Here is a 20,048-nt window from a genome sequence, read left to right as displayed (position 1 = left end):
GGGACAGCCTCTTTCCATGATCAGAAGGGAGCCCCAAGTAGCATTGGTTCACCCCATTAAATACATGTTTTTTACTTGTATACAACTACACGTCTATGCTACAATCGTAACGATTGATCTTCTGTCTTACTATCACCTGGAAGGGGAGAAGGATTGATGAAGAGCAAATGGTTTCGAAGGCTTTCCACTACAGCTTTAACGATCGCTTTATTGGCAGGAATGGTAGCGGTTTCACCGTACCAGCCTCCGCATGCAGCCGCAGCTGAGGCAGTGCAGAATGCTTTGCTCAACGGGAGCTTCGAGCAGCTTACCGTCGATGGGCGTCCACTGGGCTGGCAGCCAGAGGGTGTATCCGGCTCGGTTAAAGTAAGCGATTCCGTTTACAAGGATGGAGCAAGAAGCCTCATTGTTGAGAAAACGACACCGGGCGTGCAAGGTGCCGTTAGTGACGCCCTTCCTGCAGCACCGTTCAGCAATGTTGTTCTAACGGCTCAAGTTCGCTCGGAGTCGGGCAGCGGCGGCAAGGTAGACCTGCAGTTCTACAGCACCGAGGGTAAGCTTATCTCGATTGTCAGCGGCTTGGTGCAGGGGGAGCCGAACGAATGGTCCGAGCTTCGCGTAGCTGCAGCAGCACCGAAGGACGGAGCGCAAGTGAAGGTCTCATTTTATTTTCCTAATGATAAAAATGGCCGCTTCTATGCAGATGACGCCGTGCTGCAGATCCGAGATACCCCTCCGTACATAACGAACCTCGGTCCTCAGAGCACCAGCTTGACGCTCATGACCGGCTCTTACGGCAAAGACCGCCAAGGTCGTGACGTCATGTACACGGTAGTGCAGGGCGATCCGGCTCAGTTCCTTGTTACGGATGTGAAGAACAAGGCAGTTCTGGGGAAACATCCGCTGGTGGCGCTGGACGGCAGCAACGTAACGGCTGCCTGGGCAATCGCAACGGCCACCGACGGCAAGGTTTACGTAGGCAGCACGCCGAACGGGACGTTGTTCCAGTACGATCCGGCCAGCGAGACGATGCGTACGATCGGCAAGCCTGTGCCTACCGATACCGTCATCTGGGTGCTGGTGCCCGGTCCGAACGGTAAGATGTACGGCGGAACCGGTTACTCCCAGTCGGTCTTTGAGTATGACCCGGCTACCGACGCAACCAAGACGTTGGCCTCCTTTAAAACGGCGAGCAAGGAGCAGCACACACGCAGCTTGGCATACGACCCTGACCGCAATGTGCTTTATGTAGGCGGCTCCGATGTAGCGAAGCTTTATAAATACGACTTGGCGACGGGACAAAAAACGGCATTAACCCCACCGGAATTTGCAGGTAAAACCTCGGTGTACGACCTGCAGTATACGGCCGGCAAGCTGTTCGTGCGACTCGACCCGGGACCGGTCATGTTCGTATACGATCCCGCAACGGCTGCATGGATAGTGAAGAATAATACGGCGTATAACACGCGCGGATTCTCTCCTGTTTCCCCGGACGGCCGGGTGTTCTATACCTTTTACGAAACGCTGCCGGACGGCAAGCAGCAATGGTCCCTGTATGAATATGACACCAAGACGAACACATATAAGTCTACCGGGGCTGATGTCAAGGGCGCAGGTGTCGCCTTCGGCTATGTTACTATGAATCTGCCGGATTACCCGGGTACCACGCTCGTAGGTTTAGCCGGGAACGGCGGTCGCGCCTTCTATTACAACCTGGAGACCGGCAAGCTGGATACGCCCGAGCTGGATTTACCGCCGCAATTCGTAGAGCTGTTCAATATCGGGAAGAGTGTGGACGGCAAAATGCTGACATCCGGCTTCATCTCGGGCGGCGGCATGGGTATTTACGCCCCGTCAGCGAACGAGACGAAGCTTTATCCACAGATTGGCCAAGTCGAGGGCTACGGTTCCCTGAACGGCAAGATGTACTTTGGGGTGTACCCGCGGGCTACCATCTTTGAGTATGATCCTACGCAGCCCTGGAATCGGACCGACCCAAGTGCACCGAACAATCCGCTTCGATTGGGCCAGCTAGGCGATGAGCAGGACCGTCCGGTCGCCTTCGCCAGTGCGGAGGAGCTTGGAAAGCTATACATCGGCACGTACCCGATAGCAGGTAAGATCGGCGGCGCTTTGACTACCTATGACCCTGGGACAAAACAATTCGATGTGAAGCGCAATATCGTTCCCGATCATTCCATTAATACCTTGCTATACCGGAACGGTAAACTGTACATGGGTACCAGTGCGATGAACGGCGGAGTGGGAAAGCTCGTCATCTACGATGTAAAAACCCAATCTATAGAGTTTGAAACCATTCCTGTTGCGGGTAAAAAAGCAGTCACCTCCTTCTTCTGGGGACCTGACGGCAAGCTGTGGGGTATGGCGATGGGGGCACTGTTTATCTTCGATCAGGATACCCGCCAGGTGACTTATAGTGACGATAAGTTCCCGGCGGCCGATTATGCTCACAGCAATCCTCGCCTCATGGTAGGGACGGACGGCAACATCTACGGCTCGATCTATCTCGGCTACGTAGCGGATAAAACCTACACGAGCAAGCTGTTCCGTATTGATGCAGATACCAAACAAGTAACCGTTCTGCTTGAAGGCAACGTGGAGAAGCTGGCGCAGGACGATTTCGGCAACCTGTACTTCAAGTACGGGAGCGAGCTGATGAAGTACAGCGATCCGAAGCTGGTCTTGAAGCTGGCACAGGTCGAGCTGAAAGCCGGACTTACGGAGCTGCGCCGCGGCGAGACGACATCCTACACTTATCAAGCTATCTTGGAAAAGGGCCGTGTCACCCGTGAGCTCTCCGGAGCCACGATTGAATACGTCAGCAGCCGACCGAAGGTAGCAGAGTTGACGGCAGACGGCCAAATTCATGCGAACCATCCGGGACAAACGGACCTGTCGGTACGCATCACGTTGAATGGAGTGACCGTTCAATCGGCGCCGGTTACCGTCAAGGTCACAGGACCGGAGCCCAAATAACGGGGGATTGCGTGTTTTTGGCAATATGGATAAATTAGGGCGGAAAGGGCACTCTTAAGATAAGACATCGTGTATGGAGGACGTTACCCATGATAGACTTATCTGTACTAGCCAATATTCATGCCGATATAGAGGTTGTGCACCAGCTGGTGGAAACCTTGAAGGCACGGGTAGACGGCAAGGATATCGGCATTCATATTTATCGAAATCGAAACGGACATTTCTTTTATGAGCTGAGCCATATGTACCGTGGCGCGGACAGCATGGACCCGGCCGTCTCGATCGGCAACAGCTACGATTCTGTCGAGGAAGCGGCGAAGGGTGCCTTGCAATCAGCTGTCATGTTTTACCGGAGCACGGATGAAGGCGGTGCTTGGGTGCGTAACGAAGCGTTTTTTCACTAGGATAAATGGATCTATGGAAGCAGCATGCCTGGGTTTGTGAGGCAGGCTGTTTTTTTATGGGGCCAGAGGTTGGCCTCGGGTCTCGTCCGCCCTTTTGGCCCTTATCCCCATGACTCAGTACGCAGGGGGGGAGTGTGGATGATTAGACCAAACCATGAGGTTTGAGAAAAAAATCACATGGAGAAGCTTGGAACACCATTCTATGGTTACAGCACTTTAACACAAAAGTATGCACAACAAAGAAAAGGAAGGTGACACCCGGGAGGAAAGTTTATAGGGCTATTTCGTTCATCTTGCATGTATCAGAGGTAGATCAAATAAGCGGTAGTCGCTAAAGGAGGCCAAGTACCTGATTACGAGCTGAAGGAAGTTAATTGTTTGTAAGTAAAGCGGGGAGCTCTCATACACAGATTAGCAAGAGTTGAGAGGATGCAGGTGCTGATTCTGGACGTGTTCAGACGATAGCAGAACTCATCCAAATAGACCTGCAAATGCTTGCGGCCTAAACCCATGAAAGTGCGATTGATCCAACGGCATGCTCGAGCTGCCAGCTGAAGCAGCGGAATAAACCGGGCAGAGCTATAGCGCTGCGCGACGAAAGTAACATCGGTAGTAGTACCGTCGATTTCGCTTTCCGTGAAGGCTTGGATCGCTTTGCCGTTCACAACACGATCACGGATATACTGCTTGGGAATCAGCTTCATTTTTACATAATCGGGCTCCGCGGGAGTCTCCATCGAAGCTCCGGCACCGACGAAGAAGGGCTGTTCCGTAGGCGAGGCTTGAAAAGATGAGTTCTGTGGGCGGTTATAGACAGCGGTGTTCACCCGAACGGTACCGAGGAGAAGTGTTTCCGTGTCCGCACAGCCGATAGCATAACGAATTTTCTGCAGCATCAGCCATGCGGTTTTGTAAGTAACACGAATAATTTGATGCAGCCGGTTGGCAGAAGTTCCTCCCTCGGTGGAGACTAGGGCAAGGGCGGTAAACCACTTGGTCAGATCCGTCTTGCTTCCTTCAAAGATTGAGCCTGTAAGAAGCGAAGCCTGATAATGACATAAACGACATTCGTATAGGGGGAGTCGGCGTGTAGAAATGACGTAGAAATCCGAATATGTGCAGCGCGGACATACAAATCCGTCAGGCCATTTTATTTGAAATAAAAGGGTGACACAAGCATCCTCCGATCCCGATGGGTACGTATGAGCTTCAGTGAACAAAAAATCGGTTTTCATAACGCGAACAGCCCCCTCCTTTTATTACCATTATACCAAACATATGTTCTGGTATCAAGAAAAAAATACCAAAAAATTCAACTGAGCGATCGGGATAAGGTCCAAAAGCGATGGGAAAAGAGTGTCCTCGCCACTTGCTGCAACTTTTTTCCAAATTCCCCGTCAACAAAAATAAACATACACGACAGGGAGGAGAACCTATGAAAGTTATCTTTTGGCTGGCGGCGATCGGGCTTGGCATTGCTTTTACTGTTAGCAGCTTGAGCTCGGCTAAAGATCCGATGCCTGTCCAAGCAGTCACACCGAAGCAGGAAGCTCTCCCGGACCCGCCGACACGGCCCCGCACAACAGACGGACTCCATGAAATTAAAAATAAAATTACAGAGCATTCGGAAGAGCTGAAGGAGCGGCATTCGGTTCAAATTCAGATGGCTGGGGTAGGCGAGGATCATATTATAGTGCATATTCGACGAATTGGTGATATCGAAGGGAACGTCTCCGAAGAGGAGCTCGCGCTGATCAACAAAACCTTGTTCGACATCGCCGGGAAGGAGTTTCCGTTGAAGCTCTCGGTTATGCAATGCTGTAAGGGCGAGCCGCAGGTTACGGGAACAATCAAGACGTTCGATCAGGAGCACCGGCGGATACTCGTCGTCAACGAGCAGAAGAAAAACGGAAATACCGATGACCCGGAGGCGTCTTGGGTAGCTCTTCAGCCTGACGGGAAGCTGATCGTAGCGGGGATTCCGTTACATACGGGGTTTAGCAAGGAACTTATAGGCAAGGAAGCAAAGGTATGGACTACAGGGCTGATGCTCTCATCCTATCCCGGCCAAACATCGGCGTTGAAGGTGGTCGTAGAATAGGCCACAAGTAAGCTGTCACCGCTAGGGCTCCTGCAATCGGATCGGCCTTTGAATTTCTGCATAATTTTCCTCAATGTCTCGCTTAATGGATTCCAGCAGATGCACGGCCTCACTTTGGATGTGGCGGTCCTCGATGCTCCGCAGCAGCGTTTGCAGGTGGTCTAATCTCCATTGGGTCACATATCTCACGGGAGTCGCCTCGCTTTTAATGTAATTGCGTAGATACTAAAAAGATTCGGACGAACTCCCCAATTTGCTACCCTACGGCGACCCCCACAAACCGGTATGAAGCGTCGAATGCTGTAACAGCAAATCTACGGCTCGTCCATATTTCAAGAAAGTGACGGTGGCTTCAATGAATCTGATGAACTGCAGCGGCTGCGGCAAGCTTCAGCTCGCATCCTACACCTCCTTGTGCCCGGACTGTTTAAAACATCACATCGACGATTCCCATCGTATCCGTGCCTACCTGCAGCAGCATCCGCTAGCCACCGTGATGGAGTTGTCCCGGGATACCGGATTGCCGTTGAAAAAAATAAACGAGCTGGTAAAAAGATAAACACGCAGAGGCCCTCTTAAGATAAGAAGGGCCTCTTTTTAATAATTGCTACGTCACGGCTACGGCCATACAGCAGCCAAGCCGACGCAACGAGCGCCATAAGCGCAGCGCAAGTGAAACTGACGGCACCGAGACCGAAGGTGCCGGCCAGGGCATAGGCGGCGAGCGGACCGGCCGCCGCCCCGATATCGACGACGGTCGTATACGTCGTCATATACGCCGCCGCGCTGCGGCCCGAGGCGGCGTCTGCGGCGAGCGCGTCGGTCAGCGTGGTGATGGCGGTGTTCGCCAGCATCACGCTGAGCAGGACCGTGAGCCACGCCGCGAGAGGCATACCGAGCGGCAGCAGGGCGAAGCCGCCCGCGGCCAGCGCAAGCGCGGCGAGGTAGAGCGGCAGGCGGCCGCTCGGGCCGTCCGACAGTCTCCCGAACCAGGGAGACAGGAAGGGCGACCAGCCCCAGCGCAGCGCCTGCACGGCGCCGGCCACCGTGGCGGCGCCGACGGCGAGGCCGAGGAGCTCGGTGCTACCCGGCAGATGGGAGGCAATGAGCGGGCTAAGCGTGGCAAGCAGCATGCCCATGAAGACAGCCGCCGTCAGGAAGCCGGACAGCAGCGGGAGCCATCCGGCGGGCGGGAGCTTCCACAACGGGGCGGAACGTGCGCTGCCGGGGACGGCTGCAGTAGTAGCCGGCACATGACGCCATGCCAGAGGCAATCCGGCCGCGGTGACGATGCCGAGCATCAGGGCGACTTCCCGCGGCCCCAGCACCTCGGCGAGCATGCCGCCGGCCAGCATGCCGATAAGGCTGCCGACGCCAATGATACCGTTATAGCTGCCGAGCAGCTTGCCGCGGGGGCCGTCTTGGCCTGCCGCTTCCAGCACGGTAAGATAGCCGCCGATGCGGAGCATGGACCAGGCTGCGCCCCAAACCATGCGAGCGATCAGGAAAGGGACGAAGCCGCTCACCAACCCGTACCCAATGGTGGTCGCAACGGCAGCCGCTGCGGCAATGACCACACCTATCCGCTTAGGCACCCGGATATACAGCCATCCGACCAACGGATTTAGCGGCAACCGAATGAAGCGATTGATGGACAGCAGGACCCCTACCTGCCACAGCGCATCCAGGCCGAATTGATCCCAGTATAGCGGCAGCACAATATATAACATAGCGTCGCCAAGCAGGCAAAGGGCTGTAACCCAAGAAAGACCTCGAACGGAAGGAAACCCGGAAGCTTGTTGCATAGGCCATAACTCCTTCTACTGCGATGTTATGCTTCATTGTATATAGAAAAAGGAAAATGAAAAGGGTAAAATAAAAACATTAAATTTCCCCTTTTATCAAGGACAGCGCCCGCAAGGAGGAGCCATGCAGCTTTGGGAGCATTATGTCGTACTGTACAAGAGCCTGTCCCCTACGATGGAAGCGCATATTTCGCTGCCCGAGCTTTCCGTCATTTTGAGCTGTACCGAGCGAAACGTAAAGCTGCTCATGCGGGGGATGCGGGAGCAGGGCTGGATAGTTTGGTCGCCGGGACGCGGGCGGGGGCGAAGGTCGGTGCTGAAGCTGCTCGCCGACCCTGACAAGCTGCTTGCCGATCAGGCGGCAGCCCGTCTGGAGGCCGGACAATGGTCGAGCCTATCATCATTGCTGCGGCAAGGAAAATTCGCCGCGCTGGGGCAAGCACCATTGCTCCGGCTGCTGGAGCAGTCGCTGCAGACGTATACTTACAGTAAAGGAGACGCTGACGTTTTGCGCTTTCCTACTTATCGAATCGTCGGCGGATTGGACCCAGCCTACGTTACCCGCAGAACCGAGCTGCATATGGTACGACAGCTGTTCGATACGTTGGTGAAATACCGCCGGGAGACGGGGGAATTCGAAGCGCAGCTTGCACATCATTGGATTCCGGGCGAACGGCGCTGGAGCTTTTATCTGCAAAAGCGGGTGCGATTTCACGACGGAACCATCATGACCTCGAAGGATGTAGCGGGTACGCTGCTTCGATTACGGGAAACAGGACCTTACAAGGACTTGTTTCGCTGCATTCGCGGCGTCGACATGCACGGCGACTACTGTATCAGCATCGATCTTCACGAACCGGTTCCCGGATTGCTGAGCTTGCTGGCTTCCACTGCTGCCTCCATCGTGCCGGCTAACCGGGAGCAGGATTATGGGGATATGCCGATCGGAACCGGGCCGTTTCGACTGTCAGACCGAAATGAGAGACTTTTGGCTTTAGAGGCGCATCCTGATTATTTCCTGCGTCCGGCTCATCTGGACCAGGTAGAGATGTGGTGTTTTCCGGAGTTATACGACCTTCGGCAGCAAAGCCGTTCGGAGCCGCTGGAAGAAATGAATTTTCAGCATTACCGGCATACGGAGCGCCAAGAGCCCTGGCAGGAGGTGGAGCGCACGGATCGGGGGTGCAAGTACATCGTCCTTAACCAAAGAAAAGCGGGTCCTCTTCAGCGGAACTCGGAAAGAAAGAAGCTTGTCATCTGTCTTACGGAGGAAGATATTGCTTTCGAAGCAGGAGGCAATCGGGGACCGCGGGCTCGGCGGCTCATCTCCGAGTTCGATCATGACGCGGAAGAAAAATGTCCTGAAAGCCCCGATGAGGCGCCGTTGCCTAATGAGGCCATTCATCTTACCGCCGCTATATACTTCGGAGGAAGCCATGAAGCCGATGCGGAATGGCTGCAAGAGAAGCTTAAGGCCAGAGGAATCCGGCTTAGCATTCGTCTTGTGCCCTTTGAGGAGCTTACCTCCGATGCTACGCTTGCTTGGGCTGACCTGCTGCTGCTTGAGCTGCCGGTCGACGAGGATGCGGAATGGACGCTTCAGGTACATCTGATGTCGCCTGCCGCCTTGCTTCAGCGGGTGCTGAGTGACGCCATGAAAGTGCAATTGCAGCAGCTGCTTGCACCGGTTCGTTCAGAACCCTCCAGAGAGAAGCGATTGGATGCATTACTTGCCGGAGAAGGGCTCTTGCTGCGTACGAACATTTTGCTTCCCTGGTACCGCTGGCGACAATCGGCTTCTTTTCCGAAGGAGCTGGAGGGTGTCCGTATCAGCTCTTTCGGTTGGGTGGATTACAAGGAGCTATGGTTTCGTTCATAAGACTCAGTTTTCCTTTTTGAGGAGAACCGGGTCTTTTTTTATGTGGATAACTACGGTTGTGGATATGTTGATGAAATGGGCTGAAGATATACACAGACTGACGCTTAGGGGGTGTGAATATTGTGTATAACGCTGTGAATAACTATTCGCTACGAGTGCTTATATTGTTTTCCGATCCCTTGGGCTTACGATCATCCGACGGCAGAGACGGCTTATCCCCACTTCCGTTAAACAGCGTTTCGGTCAGGAGCTTTAATTTGTCCATCAGCTTTCCGTAGCCGAACCCGACAAGGAAGGCAATGCCTACTTTGGCCGATAAGGAGCTGCCGGTTTGCAGCAGCATGATCCCACTTTGAAACAGTATTATTGTCATCACCGCAGCAGCTGCGCATTTCATCGGACGAACCAGATACCAAACGACCCACCGCTCGGACATTGTTTCGTAAAATTCGTGAAACAGCCGCATAGAGTACAAGGTTCCACCGATGGCCCCGGAGAGTGCGTAATAGGTGTAGGGCTCCACAGCCGCGAGCTCTACGCCGAGCAGGGTAGTTAATTTTCCGCTGCGAACGAGACCGGCCAGCCAGAAGCAGCCGATGAGCCACAGGAGCTGATACAGCAGCAGTCCAAGCTTGAAGCCGTTTTGCTTGAAAAATAGCATCCCTTCTCACCTGCTTTCCGTTTAGGTAGTACATGTTATGAGGCAAGGAGGGCAAGAGTGAATGATTTACTGGGCGGTCGTTTGCGCGGTTGCTTTCGATGCCGTATGCTGTTCTTACAGAACATCGGGAGGCGGAATTTACATGATCGGTAAAAGGCTCGGGCAAGGGAATACGGCGGAAGTGTATGCGTGGGGAAAGGATCGGGTCATTAAGCTGTTTCGTCATTCCTCTTTCGATCCGTGGATGGAGAAGGAGTATCAGCTAAGCTTATATGTATCGCAGCTGGGGCTGCCGGTTCCAAGGGTGTTTGGAATCGAGGAAGTGAAGGGTAAACGGGGCATTGTGTTCGAGCGCTTGGAGGGTCATACCCAGATCCGTCAGCTTGTCTCGCGGCCTTGGTCTGCACGGGCTGAGGGAAGAAGATTGGCCGAGTGGCATGCGGTCATTCATCAGGAGCAGGGGGAATCGTCCATGCCCAAAAGAAAGCTCTCGCTGCAGGAGGCGATTGAACATACATCCCTGCTGTCCGCCGCAGAAAAGTCGGCGATCCTGAAGCGGCTTGCACAGCTGCCGGAGCAAGACGCTCTTTGCCACGGAGACTTTCATCCCGACAACCTCATGATGACCTCCCGCGGCCCTGTCATTCTGGATTGGATGACGGCCACGAGCGGACATCCGTATTCGGATGCGGCAAGGACGGTGCTGTTGCTTACACACGCAGTGCTGCCGAGCTCAATGCCAAAGCTGGTCAAGCTGATGATCACCCGGCTTCGGGCAGCGCTATGCCAAGCTTATAAGGAGCGCTATATGGAAATGACCGGGGCCACGGAAGCGGAGCTGCAGGCATGGGAGCTCCCGCTTGCTGCGGCCCGGCTGGTAGAGAGTGTACCTGCGGAGGAGAAGCAGGTGCTTCTCGGTGTAATCCGGCGGTCCTTACAAAAGTAAACCTACTGGAAGAGGGGCGTGGACAAATAGCGTTCTCCCGTATCGGGGAGCAGGACGACGATGGTTTTTCCTTTATTCTCCGGCCGTCGCGCGATTTGAGCAGCTGCGTAAGCGGCAGCACCGGAGGAAATGCCGACGAGCAGTCCTTCGGTGCGGGTAAGCAGGCGAGCGGTCTCGAAGGCGTCCTCGTTTTTCACGGTGTAAATTTCATCGACTACGCCGCTTGCTCCTCCTTTAATAAAAGTGGTGTTATTCAATCGGTATAGTATGTATTATACCAGCGCCGTTCCTGGTTGGAAATACAAAAGGACGAAGCAAGTCTCGGTGAGACGCTGGCTCCGCCCTTTTTTCAGATGAGGACAACCTCAATTACATCGTATGCGACTGCTTCTTCTTTAATGAATAGCACTTGCGGCAGACGGGCAAATAGCTTTCATTGCCTCCGATCTGAATCTGAGCCCCTTCGAACACAGGAACGCCATCCTTGCAGCGCATATTCATGATCGCTTTCTTATCGCAGTACCAGCAGATCGTCTTGATCTCTTCGATTTTGTCGGCCAGCGCCAGCAGGTGATAGCTGCCCTCGAAGAGCTCTCCCATGAAATCCGCCCGCAGCCCGTAAGCAATGACCGGGATATTCAGCGTATCTACAATTTCCGCGAGCTGAAGAATCTGCTCTTTTTTTAGAAACTGCGCCTCATCGATTAGAATGCAGTTCGGCCGTTCTTTCAAAGCCATTTGAACCATATCCAGCCCGTCATCGATTATGATGCCTTCCTTCTGCATGCCGATCCGGGAGGCCACCGTTCCCACGCCGTACCGGTCGTCGACTAGCGGAGTGAACAGCAGCACCTTCTTGCCTTGTTCCTCATAATTATGCGCCGTCCGAAGTACCTCAATGGATTTCCCGCTGTTCATCGTGCCATATCGGAAATAGAGCTTCGCCACCTGTCAAACGTCCTCTCGCCGTAAAATACGTGTTTTATCATAGCACAAGAAGTTCAGCAGGTACAGGCAATCTCGAGCCCACTATTTGGGAGCAGCTCTCAGGCGCTTTTAGGATGGAATGGCTGGAAGTAAAATGGTGACCGTCGTTCCAAGGGAAGGTCGGCTTGCAAAATGCATACGACCCTCATGCTCGTTAATGATTTTTTGGCTGACCATCAGTCCGAGGCCGGAGCCCTTCTCTTTGGTTGTGTAGAACGGCTCGCCCAGTCGCCCCAGCAGCTCCTGCGGTATGCCGATTCCCTCATCCCGGAAGGTGAGCTCCAGCATACCCGGCTCCCTCTCGGAGGCCGCCGCACGTATCTGAATGCTTCCGCCAAGGGGCATCGCCTCGATCGCATTTTTCAAGATGTTGATGAACACTTGCTTGAGTTGATTCTCTTCGCAGCGGACCGGGGGCATATCTCCGGACGGTACCCAATCGAGCATCACATTGCTGATGTTGGCATGCGATTCGAGCAGGGAAACGACGTCCGTAAGGATCGGCTCCAGCGGCTTCACCTGAAAATGAACTGTCTGCGGCTTGGCCAGCATCAACAGCTCGCTGATGATCTGCTCGATCCGGTTCAGCTCCGAGATCATGATTTGCAGATATTGCTCCCGGTATACGGAGTCCGACTGCATGAATTGGATGAAGCCCTTGAGGGCGGTCAGCGGATTGCGAATTTCATGCGCGATGCCGGCGGCAAGCTGCCCTGCAATGGAAAGCTTCTCCGAATGCCTCAGCAGCTCCTCCGTTTTCTTTCGCTCACTGATGTCGCGGGAGACGATAAGCACCGCCTCCGCCTGTCCGTCCTGCCCGAGGATCGGCACACCTTTTGATTCGACGACCATGCTTTCATGCTCCTTGCTGGGCAGGGTAAGCTCGATCTGCCTTGCTTCCCGGCTTTGCACAATGTCTTGAAACCATTGAACGGCCTTGGTCTTCCACGGCTCCTTCAGCAGCTCGAAAGCATTGTCGCTGCCGGACGACGGATTACGAGCAATGGCCCGATGCGAAGGCGAAGCAAACAAGACTTTTCCCCGGACGTCCATAAGAGAAACGAAGTCCTTCGTATTTTCCGCAATCAAGCGATATCTTTCCTGACTTTCCCTAAGCTTTCGCTCCAAATGCTTCGCCATGGTGATATCGCGGCCAATGATACAGATCGAAACGACCTTCCGGTCGGCATTAATGATCGGGGAGAGCGTAAGACTGACGTCGATGAGCGTTCCGTCCTTGCGAAGGCGCCGGGTTTCCAGCGGAGGAATCTGCTCTCCGGAAAACACCTTGCGAAACAGATGCTCAGTCTCATCAACAAGCTCTGTGGGAATCGTCTTCGGGATGTTCCCGGCGAGCTCCTCCTCCCTATATCCGTACATGTCCCAAAAGGCCTGATTCGCACGGATGATCCGTAGTGTATCGTCCAGGATGACGATCGAATCGGCAGCATTGTCGATCATGGAGTCCAGATGCAGCTTGGTGCTCAGCAGCTCCTGTTCCTGCTGCTTCTGTGTTGTAATGTCACGGAAAAATACAGTAAGCCCGTGCTTCGAGGGATAACAGCTAATATCGTACCAGCGTTCGTGCGGAGGGTAGTAATTTTGCAAATGGCGTGGCTCCTGCTCCTCCATAGACTGGTAGTACGCACTATACAGGTTGGTATCCACCGCTTCGGGAAAAAGGTCCCATATCTCCCTGCCGAGCAACTGCTCCCGTTTGCGCCTAATCATTTGCTCCGCACCTTTATTCAAGTAAGTAAATTGCCACTGGCGATTCAGCATAATGAAAGCGTCCGGTATGGTTTCGAGCAGCGAGGAGATTTTAAGCGCCGATTCCTGAAGGGCCAGCTCGGCTTGCTTTTTCTCTGTCATATCCATGGCTTGCACCAAAATGTAGCGCCCATTTCCTGTCTGTGAGCCCAGCATCGAAACGGTAATGTGGGTCCAAACGGTATGGCCCGCCGCATGAGTAAGGCGGATGATAGCTTGATAGGGTTCAATCTGTCCCGCGAGGAATTGGCTCAGCTGATGCATGCACAGCAGCAGATCGCCGGAGTGGATCAGCGACGGGAGCGATTGGCCGCTCAAGTGGTCCGCTGTGAGCCCAAGCTGCCGGCAGATGGATTCGTTGGACAGCAGGATCTGAAGCTCCGTATTCAGCAGCAGCATTCCGGCAGGAGAGTAAACGAAGCTTTGGTATGCCAGCTCTGCCAACGGAGATGGCCGATGATCGACTGCGCCGAATAAGGCAAGCAGTTCAGCGTTTCCGATCGTTTGATTTCTTTTTAACACGGCGGCATACCCCCAAGTTAGGTTGAGTAGATTTACAATTCGCTGTATTGGAAAAATTTCCTTTTTTCAAAACGTGACAATTGGATAAATTTTCTTTAAGGCTTATACTTAAACGGATGGCAATCACCGGAATGGAGCTGAGGGAATGGGAACGATCAAATGGGCGTTGATAGGCGCGGGAGATGTAGCGGAACGACGTGTAGCAGGAGCTTTGCAGCAAGCGCAGGGAAGTACCTTGCTGGGGGCATACCGCCGAAGCCAAGAAAAGCTGAAGGAGTTTACGGACCGCTTCTCGGTGCCGAAGGCATATGGCAGCTATGATGAGGCGTTGGAGGACACGGAGGTGGATGCCGTTTATATCGCCACCCCTGTGGCCGGCCATGCGGAGCAAACGATCCGGGCGGCCCGGAGCGGGAAGCATGTGCTGTGCGAGAAGCCGATGGCGCTTACGGGCGTCCAGGCCCGCGAAATGGTGAACGCCTGCCGGGAACATGGCGTTCAATTAGGGATCGCTTATTATCGACGATTCTATCCGAAAATGCAGCAAATTCGCCGCATTATCGCCGAGGGCGGTATTGGCGTCCCGGTGTACGCTAGGGCCCAGTTCAGCGGGAAAACCGACTACGCGGAGACGGATCGGGCGTGGCTCCTTCGGCCGGAGATTTCGGGTGGAGGACCGCTGATGGATGTAGGCAGCCATGTAATCGATCAGTTGATTTACTGCTTGGGTCAGCCTGTACAGGTAGCCGGTATGACCGGCAATGTGTGGCAGTCGCTCCCGGTCGAGGATCTGGCTTCGCTCCTGATCCGGTTCGAGTCCGGCTGTCAGGCTTCGGTGCATGCCGGCTTCAGCGCAGCGGTCGGCAATCAGCTGGAGGTGTTCGGAAGCGACGGGAAAATCACCATGCGCAGTATCGAGGATTCTTTCTTCGAATGGACGGACGGCAGCGGTCAGCAGCATACATTCGACCTGCCGAAGCATATGAATATGAACGTACCTATGATAGAGCAGTTTATTCGGTCCATTCGGGGGGAAGAGACGTATCTTTGCCCGGGAGAAGAAGGCATTCTGACCTCGCTTGTTATGGAGGCGGGCTATCGGTCGGCATTCGAAGGACGGCATATTTTCGTGGAGAAATGACATTCTTTTTCGTTGTCATAACCCAAAGCAGATGGTAATATAAAACATATTATCGAAAATGTTCATAGAATTGTCACAACCAAGACATGCAGAGACTGGAATGTAAGATTCGAGGCGCTGGATGGGTGCGGCGTTTATCGATGCCATGCCGATTCCGCGCCTATTTGTGTTTTGCAGCTGTTTACGGCTTTAAAGCATCACAACCAAAAACCACAAGAAAGAAAGGTAGCGCTTTCATGATGAAAAAAGGATTGCCTGTCAAGCAGGGCTTGTACGATCCGCAATTTGAGCACGACGCCTGCGGTATCGGTTTTGTCGCGAATATCAAGGGCCGCCCCTCCCATGAGATTGTATCCCAAGCGCTGAATGTGCTTTGTAACCTGGATCATCGCGGCGGTCAGGGCTGTGAGACGAATACGGGCGACGGTGCCGGCATTCTCATGCAGCTTCCTCATACTTTCTTGCGAACGGCCTGTCAGGAGGAGGGCATCCAGCTCCCTGAACCCGGCAGCTACGGAGTGGGCATGGTATTCCTTCCTCAGGATCACGAGGCGCGCATCGCATGTGAGCGGGTGCTGGAGGAGAAGATTCGCGATTCCGGCCAGAGCTTCCTCGGGTGGAGAACGGTTCCCACCGATAACGCCTCCCTAGGGAATACTGCCAAGTCCGCCGAGCCTTATGTTCGACAAGTGTTTATCGGCGCCTCCGAAGACGTCCAGGATGAGCTTGGCTTCGAACGCATATTATACGTCATCCGCAAACGGACGGAGAACGCAATCCGGTCGGTGCAGGGCGGAGAATCGTTCTATTTCTCCAGCTTGTCCAGCCGGACCATCGTGTATAAGGGGATGCTGACCCCGGAGCAGGTCGACAGCTATTATGTCGAGCTCAGAGATCCGAAGCTTGAGTCGGCCATGGCGCTTGTTCACTCGCGCTTCTCTACCAATACGTTCCCGAGCTGGGAGCGTGCGCATCCGTACCGTTACATCATTCATAATGGGGAGATCAATACGCTCCGCGGTAATGTAAACTGGATGCATGCCCGGCAGGCGGTATGCGAAACGGGTTTGTTCGGAGAGGACTTTCGGAGCATCCTCCCGGTAATTGACACGGATGGCTCTGACTCCCAGATGTTCGATAACTGTCTGGAATTTCTCATGCTGGCGGGCCGGTCATTGCCGCATGCAGCCATGATGATGATTCCGGAGCCTTGGTCCAAGCATGAGTCCATGAGCGATGAGAAGAAGGCTTTCTACGAGTATCACAGCTGTTTAATGGAGCCTTGGGACGGTCCGGCGGCAATTTCCTTTACGGATGGTAAGGTCATCGGCGCGGTGCTGGATCGCAACGGGCTGCGTCCTGCAAGGTATTATGTTACCAGTGACGATCTCATTGTGCTTGCTTCCGAGGCCGGCGTGCTGAATATCGAGCCGGAGCGTATCGTGGCGAAGCAGCGGCTGCAGCCTGGGCGTATGCTGCTGGTCGATACGGTGGAAGGGCGCATCGTCTCCGACGAGGAAATCAAGGAGCGCATCGTGAAGGAGCATCCTTACCGGGACTGGCTCGACGAGCACTTGGTATCGCTGGAGGAGCTTCCGGAGGCGGCGGACGCCGATGTGCCGCAGACCGATCATGAAACGGTGCTGCAGCGGCAGCAGGCGTTCGGCTACACGTTCGAAAATTTACGCAAAATTTTGGAGCCGATGGCCCGTACAGGGGTCGATCCGATCGGCTCCATGGGTTTCGACGCTCCGCTAGCCGTTCTGTCGGAGCGTCCGCAGTTGCTGTACAGCTACTTCAAGCAGCTGTTTGCGCAGGTGACGAATCCGCCGATCGACGCGAACTTTGAGGAGATCATCACAGCGCAGGGCACGACCGTCGGACCGGAGCGCAACCTGATCCAGCCGGAGCCGGAGAGCTGCCGGCAGATCCGTCTGGCTACGCCGGTGCTGACGAATGCGGAGCTGGCGAAGCTGCGCCATATTCAGCGCGAGGGCTTCAAAACGGTGACGCTGCCGATTGTGTTCCCGGCCGTAAAGGGGCCGGAGGGTCTGGAGCGGGCGATGGAAGGGCTGTACGCCGCTGCGGATGATGCCATTGCGGACGGTGCTACGCTGCTCATCTTAAGCGACCGAGCAGTAGACGAGGACCATGCCGCCATCCCGGCGCTGCTGGCCGTTTCGGGCTTGCACCATCACCTGATCCGCGAGGGGACGCGTACCCGGGTCGGGCTGCTGCTCGAATCGGGCGAGCCGCGCGAGGTGCATCATTTTGCGCTGCTGCTCGGTTATGGCGTGAGCGCGGTGAATCCGTATCTGGCACTGGAGACGCTGGGGGATCAGGTGCGCAGCAACAAGCTAAAGGGGCTGACGGCGGAGAAGGCGGTTTACAATTATGTTAAGGCTGTAACCAAGGGCGTCGTGAAGGTGCTCGCGAAGATGGGGATCTCGACGATCCAGTCGTACCGCGGGGCGCAAATATTTGAAGCGATCGGGCTGGATTCGTCCGTGATCGATAAATACTTCACGTGGACGTACACGCCCGTCGGCGGTATTAAGATTGATGCGATTGCGCAGGAGGCGCTGCTGCGACATAAGCGGGCCTTCTCTCCGCAGGAGGGCCGCGACCGCGTGTTGGATACGGGAGGCGAGCTGCAGTGGCGGAAGGACGGCGAGGAGCATCTCTACCATCCCGAGACGATCCATGCGCTGCAGTCTGCCGTTCGGACGAACAACTATTCGCAGTATAAGAACTTCGTCAAGCTGATTCATCGGGAGAACGAGCGGTTCATGTCCCTTCGTTCGCTGTTATCCTTCAAGCCGGGCAGGAAGCCTGTGCCGATCGAGGAAGTGGAGCCGGTGGAATCGATCTTCAAGCGATTTAAAACCGGGGCGATGTCTTACGGCTCCATCAGCAAGGAAGCCCATGAAAGCCTTGCGATCGCGATGAACCGGATCGGGGGCAAGTCGAATACGGGCGAGGGCGGCGAGCATCCGGATCGTTTCACGCCGGACGCTAACGGTGACTCCAGGCGCAGTGCGATCAAGCAGGTGGCCTCGGGGCGCTTCGGCGTGACGAGCAACTACTTGGTCAATGCCGATGAGATTCAGATCAAGATGGCGCAGGGCGCCAAGCCGGGAGAAGGCGGACAGCTGCCGGGCTCAAAGGTGTACCCGTGGGTTGCCGAGGTGCGCGGGGTTACGCCGGGGGTTGGCTTGATCTCGCCGCCGCCGCACCATGATATCTACTCGATCGAGGACTTGGCGGAGCTGATTCACGATCTGAAGAACGCGAACCCGAGGGCACGAATCAGTGTGAAGCTGGTGTCCGAGGTCGGCGTAGGCACGATTGCAGCCGGCGTGGCCAAGGGCAAGGCGGACGTCGTGCTTATCTCCGGCTATGACGGAGGGACCGGCGCCTCGCCGCAGACGTCCATTCGCCACGCGGGCCTGCCGTGGGAGCTGGGGCTTGCCGAGACGCATCAGACGCTCGTGCTGAACAACCTCCGCAGCCGGATCACCGTGGAGACGGACGGCAAGCTGATGACCGGGCGGGATGTGGTTGTGGCCGCCCTGCTCGGCGCAGAAGAGTTCGGCTTCGCGACTACGCCGCTGATCGCCCTCGGCTGTATCATGATGAGGGTATGTCATCTGGATACGTGTCCTGTCGGCGTAGCGACGCAAAATCCGGAGCTTCGCAAGAAATTCGCCGGCGATCCTCAGCATGTGGTGAATTTCATGCACTTCGTGGCGCAGGATGCGCGCGAGCTGATGGCGGAGCTTGGCTTCCGCACCGTCGAGGAGATGATAGGCCGCACGGAGATTCTGGAGACGAACGCGGCCGTACAGCATTGGAAGGCGAAGGGCATCGATCTGGCGCCGCTGCTGCATCAGCCGGAGGTAGATGAAGAGGTGGGCCGCTTCTGCTCAGAGCTTCAGGATCATGGACTCGATCGCTCGATCGACCGGAGGGAGCTGCTCACCATCTGCGAGCCTGCGCTTGAGCGCAAGGAGAGGGTCCATGCGATACTGCCGATTCGCAACGTGAACCGCGTCGTCGGCACCATCCTCGGCAGCGAGGTCACGCGCCGCTACGGTCTGGAGGGCCTTCCGCATGACACGATCCGACTGCACTTTGGCGGCTCGGCCGGCCAGAGCTTCGGGGCCTTCGTGCCCAAGGGCATAACGCTTTCGCTGGAGGGAGACGCGAACGACTATTTCGGCAAGGGGCTGTCCGGCGGCAAGCTGGCCGTGTTCCCGCCGGAGAAGGCGAGCTTCGTGCCGGAGGAGAACATCATCATCGGCAACGTGGCCTTCTATGGCGCGACCGATGGGGAGGCCTACATCCGCGGTATCGCGGGTGAGAGGTTCTGCGTGCGTAACTCCGGTGCGCGTGCCGTCGTGGAAGGCGTCGGCGACCATGGCTGCGAGTACATGACCGGCGGGCGCGTTGTTGTTCTGGGTCCCACGGGCCGCAATTTTGCGGCGGGGATGTCGGGAGGCATCGCGTATGTGCTTGACGAGCAGGGGACCTTCGCAGAGAAGTGCAATAAGGAGATGGTGCTGCTCGAGCCAGTCGAAGAGGTGTATGAAGCCGAAGAGCTGCGTATTATGATCCAGCATCATGCTACGTTTACCGGAAGCAGCGTGGCTCAGCGCGTCCTGCATGATTGGGTGAACTTGCTGTGGAAATTCGTTAAGGTCATTCCGAAGGACTACAAGCGGATGTTCGAGGCGATCGAGCGAGTGAAGCGTTCCGGCTTAAGCCAGCAGGAAGCGATGCTCGTTGCATTTGAAGAGAACATGAAGGACATCTCCCGCGTCAGCGGCAACTAA

The 20,048-nt window shown here is 55.3% G+C and carries 14 protein-coding genes and 1 pseudogene; 8 read left to right on the top strand and 7 right to left on the bottom strand.

Annotated elements, in window-relative coordinates; all coding sequences use genetic code 11:
* Nucleotides 1-156: 156 nt before the first annotated feature.
* Both RAC89_RS09335 and RAC89_RS09330 read left to right on the top strand, forming a co-directional pair.
* Nucleotides 157-2,997 carry a hypothetical protein gene (locus RAC89_RS09335; RefSeq protein WP_306613163.1) on the top strand — a complete coding sequence of 947 codons (2,841 nt, stop codon included), beginning with the start codon at nt 157-159 and terminating at the stop codon, nt 2,995-2,997.
* Nucleotides 2,998-3,086: 89 nt separating this feature from the next.
* Nucleotides 3,087-3,401, top strand: a complete 315-nt coding sequence (locus RAC89_RS09330) for a hypothetical protein (RefSeq protein ID WP_306613162.1) — start codon at nt 3,087-3,089, stop codon at nt 3,399-3,401.
* Nucleotides 3,402-3,754: 353 nt separating this feature from the next.
* Here the strand turns inward: RAC89_RS09330 and RAC89_RS09325 are convergent, their stop codons facing one another.
* The gene (locus RAC89_RS09325) at nt 3,755-4,636 is read right to left on the bottom strand and encodes a transposase (protein ID WP_306613160.1); all 882 of its coding nucleotides are present in this window, start codon (nt 4,634-4,636) and stop codon (nt 3,755-3,757) included.
* A 200-nt stretch (nt 4,637-4,836) separates the two neighbouring features.
* Here RAC89_RS09325 and RAC89_RS09320 point away from each other — a divergent pair, with 200 nt between their 5' ends.
* The gene (locus RAC89_RS09320) at nt 4,837-5,502 is read left to right on the top strand and encodes a hypothetical protein (RefSeq protein WP_306613159.1); all 666 of its coding nucleotides are present in this window, start codon (nt 4,837-4,839) and stop codon (nt 5,500-5,502) included.
* A gap of 21 nt (nt 5,503-5,523) precedes the next feature.
* On the opposite strand, the gene RAC89_RS09315 is transcribed toward RAC89_RS09320, so the two are convergent.
* Nucleotides 5,524-5,691, bottom strand: a complete 168-nt coding sequence (locus RAC89_RS09315) for a hypothetical protein (protein WP_306613157.1) — start codon at nt 5,689-5,691, stop codon at nt 5,524-5,526.
* A gap of 166 nt (nt 5,692-5,857) precedes the next feature.
* Between RAC89_RS09315 and RAC89_RS09310 the strand changes: the two genes are divergently transcribed.
* Nucleotides 5,858-6,061 (top strand): hypothetical protein, encoded by a 204-nt coding sequence (locus RAC89_RS09310; RefSeq protein ID WP_306613155.1) that lies wholly within the window; start codon nt 5,858-5,860, stop codon nt 6,059-6,061.
* Nucleotides 6,062-6,077: 16 nt separating this feature from the next.
* On the opposite strand, the gene RAC89_RS09305 is transcribed toward RAC89_RS09310, so the two are convergent.
* Complete coding sequence (locus RAC89_RS09305) at nt 6,078-7,307, bottom strand: MFS transporter (RefSeq protein ID WP_306613153.1); 1,230 nt, start codon at nt 7,305-7,307, stop codon at nt 6,078-6,080.
* A 124-nt stretch (nt 7,308-7,431) separates the two neighbouring features.
* Between RAC89_RS09305 and RAC89_RS09300 the strand changes: the two genes are divergently transcribed.
* Nucleotides 7,432-9,186, top strand: a complete 1,755-nt coding sequence (locus RAC89_RS09300) for an ABC transporter substrate-binding protein (protein ID WP_306613152.1) — start codon at nt 7,432-7,434, stop codon at nt 9,184-9,186.
* A gap of 142 nt (nt 9,187-9,328) precedes the next feature.
* Here the strand turns inward: RAC89_RS09300 and RAC89_RS09295 are convergent, their stop codons facing one another.
* Entirely contained in the window at nt 9,329-9,847 is a 519-nt protein-coding gene (locus RAC89_RS09295) for a hypothetical protein (protein ID WP_306613151.1), read from the bottom strand.
* A 61-nt stretch (nt 9,848-9,908) separates the two neighbouring features.
* On the opposite strand from RAC89_RS09295, the gene RAC89_RS09290 reads away from it, so the two are divergent.
* Nucleotides 9,909-10,793 (top strand): aminoglycoside phosphotransferase family protein, encoded by an 885-nt coding sequence (locus tag RAC89_RS09290; protein ID WP_306613150.1) that lies wholly within the window; start codon nt 9,909-9,911, stop codon nt 10,791-10,793.
* A 2-nt stretch (nt 10,794-10,795) separates the two neighbouring features.
* Here RAC89_RS09290 and RAC89_RS09285 read toward each other — a convergent pair.
* From RAC89_RS09285 to RAC89_RS09275, 3 genes and pseudogenes are all read right to left on the bottom strand, one after another.
* Nucleotides 10,796-11,011: pseudogene (locus RAC89_RS09285) on the bottom strand (pyridoxal-phosphate dependent enzyme); the annotation flags it as partial.
* A 151-nt stretch (nt 11,012-11,162) separates the two neighbouring features.
* Nucleotides 11,163-11,741, bottom strand: a complete 579-nt coding sequence (locus RAC89_RS09280; protein WP_306613149.1) for a thymidine kinase — start codon at nt 11,739-11,741, stop codon at nt 11,163-11,165.
* 108 nt (nt 11,742-11,849) lie between these two features.
* Nucleotides 11,850-14,072, bottom strand: coding sequence for a PAS domain-containing sensor histidine kinase (locus RAC89_RS09275; protein WP_306613148.1), 2,223 nt, complete (start codon nt 14,070-14,072; stop codon nt 11,850-11,852).
* Nucleotides 14,073-14,217: 145 nt separating this feature from the next.
* Between RAC89_RS09275 and RAC89_RS09270 the strand changes: the two genes are divergently transcribed.
* Nucleotides 14,218-15,213 carry a Gfo/Idh/MocA family protein gene (locus tag RAC89_RS09270; protein ID WP_306613146.1) on the top strand — a complete coding sequence of 332 codons (996 nt, stop codon included), beginning with the start codon at nt 14,218-14,220 and terminating at the stop codon, nt 15,211-15,213.
* Between the two features lie 236 nt (nt 15,214-15,449).
* On the top strand, nt 15,450-20,048 hold the full coding sequence (gltB, locus tag RAC89_RS09265) for a glutamate synthase large subunit (RefSeq protein WP_306613144.1): 4,599 nt from the start codon (nt 15,450-15,452) through the stop codon (nt 20,046-20,048).

It is taken from the genome of Paenibacillus sp. GD4 (assembly GCF_030846225.1).
Classification (GTDB): domain Bacteria; phylum Bacillota; class Bacilli; order Paenibacillales; family NBRC-103111; genus Paenibacillus_G; species Paenibacillus_G silviterrae.
Note: the sequence above shows the minus strand (reverse complement) of the source record. Positions and strands in the feature narration are given on the sequence as shown.